The 1,955-nt window shown below is 40.1% G+C and carries 2 protein-coding genes; one reads left to right on the plus strand and one right to left on the minus strand.

The window, feature by feature from the left end; all coding sequences use genetic code 11:
* A partial coding sequence (locus H5072_RS18170; RefSeq protein WP_182694351.1) for a methyl-accepting chemotaxis protein occupies window positions 1–1,438 on the plus strand: 1,438 nt, incomplete at its 5' end.
* A 29-nt stretch (window positions 1,439–1,467) separates the two neighbouring features.
* Here H5072_RS18170 and H5072_RS18175 read toward each other — a convergent pair.
* Window positions 1,468–1,842 (minus strand): gamma-butyrobetaine hydroxylase-like domain-containing protein, encoded by a 375-nt coding sequence (locus H5072_RS18175; RefSeq protein ID WP_165723719.1) that lies wholly within the window; start codon window positions 1,840–1,842, stop codon window positions 1,468–1,470.
* Window positions 1,843–1,955 lie beyond the last annotated feature (113 nt).

A 1,955-nucleotide genomic window follows, 5' to 3' on the forward strand; every position in this document is an offset into this window, starting at 1 on the left:
TGAGCAACTATTAAAAGAGCAGCAAAATTACCAACTGCTGTCGTCAATGCTGCAACTAAGACGCTCAGAAAAAGATTTCATGCTGAGATTTGATATTAAGTACCTAAGGCGTTTTAATGAGGGAATTAATACATTTAAGCAGCAGGTAGCTGCAGCACAGCTGCCAAGCGACTATAAAGCACAAATTAATCCTTTGATTGATATATACCAAAGCGAATTTCAAACACTTGTGCAGGCGCAAACTAAGCTAGGGCTAGATCTTGAGTCAGGCGCACTTGGAGTAATGCGTGACAGTGTAGATAAAAGCGACGCCATTGTTTCTAAAATCGTTAAAGACACTAAGTTACAAGTAGAGCAAAGTGTAGAGCAGGCTCAATTTTTAGCTATTTTGGTATTTGTGATTGCAGGTGTGATTGTATTAGCACTCGTTTATTTTACAAGCCACTCCATTATTGTACCTATTGAGCGGGTTTATCACACCATTAACGATATTCGTCGTAATAATGATTTGAGCGTGATGATAGAGCAAACTGGTAAAGACGAAATTACCACCATGACGGTCGACTTTAATAGCTTAATAGGCGATTTTAAGAACTTAATTAACGAAGTTAATGGTGCTTTAAACACGCTTAATGTAGCAACAGAGCATTTATCACAAAGTACCGCAGCAACAAGCTCTGGTATGCAAGAGCAACTACATGAAGCCGATATGGTTGCAACGGCAGCCACCGAAATGCAGGCGACGATTCAGGATATTTCACATAATACTGAGGCGGCTGCGAAAAAAGCAGAGTCAACAAATTTAAGTGCACAACAAGGGCGTAGTGAAGTAGATTCTACCGTTAAGCACATTAGGGCCCTATCTGATTCGCTGGGGAATGCATCAAATGTAGTGTCGCAACTTGAAAAAGATGGTGAAACAATTGGTTCAGTGCTTGATGTAATTCGAGGGATTGCAGATCAAACAAATTTACTTGCACTTAATGCGGCAATAGAAGCGGCCCGTGCTGGTGAGTATGGTCGTGGTTTTGCTGTTGTTGCAGATGAGGTTCGTTCATTAGCAAAGCGTACTCAAGAGTCTACAAGTGAGATTGAAGGTATTATAAGTACCTTACAGCAGCGTACTCAAGAAGTGGTGAGTATTATGCACAAATGTCGCTCTCAAGGTGATGAAAGTGCCTCGCAAGCAATTAAAGCAGGTGAGCTATTAGGCGCAATTACTGAAAATGTACAAACAATAATGGAAATGAGCTCTCAAATAGCGGTTGCTATTGATGAGCAAAGCCAAGTGGCATCAGAGGTTAATAAAAATGTAGTAAGAATTCGCGATATTGCACAAGACGCAACTGAACATGCTGCTAACAATGCGCAAACAAGTGAAGAGGTCTCTGAGCAGGCTCGCGTTCTGTTCACTGCAATTGATAAATTTAAGGTTTAATAACGCTTAATAGAACGGGCCTATAAAGTTTAAGGAACAAATTTTATAGGCACGCTATCTTTACTTTTTTCGTGTTCAGTTACCCGCGCTAAATATTCACTCCACAATGTATCTTGTTGCTGTTGTAGTTTTTCAAAGTAGCGCCAGCTAAATAGTCCGCTGTTATGGCCATCGTCAAAATCTAAACGAAGTGCGTAATGCCCAACAGGTACAATACTTTTTATTCCTACAGCTTGCTTATTAAGTACTAGCTTCATTGGGCCAGAGCCATGGCCCTGCACTTCAGCTGAAGGGGAGTGTACACGTAAAAACTCACAGCCAAATACAGCTTTACTATCATCATCAAAGTAAACATCTAGATTTTTACTTACACTGTGGTAATGCACTTTTGTTACGTGTTTCATTTAATATATCCCATTAAAAAGCCCCCAATCTGGAGGCTTTTAGTATAACGTTTATATTCGTTTTATAGAATAAAGCGGCTTAAGTCTTCATCTTCAACAAGTGCACCTAAGTG

The sequence above is a fragment of the Pseudoalteromonas sp. SR45-5 genome (assembly GCF_014163565.1).
In the GTDB taxonomy this organism is placed as follows: domain Bacteria; phylum Pseudomonadota; class Gammaproteobacteria; order Enterobacterales; family Alteromonadaceae; genus Pseudoalteromonas; species Pseudoalteromonas distincta.

Excerpts from the sequence above, each read along its gene's own strand:
- H5072_RS18175 (WP_165723719.1), bottom strand. The coding sequence starts at position 1,842 with ATGAAACACGTAACAAAAGTGCATTACCACAGTGTAAGTAAAAATCTA.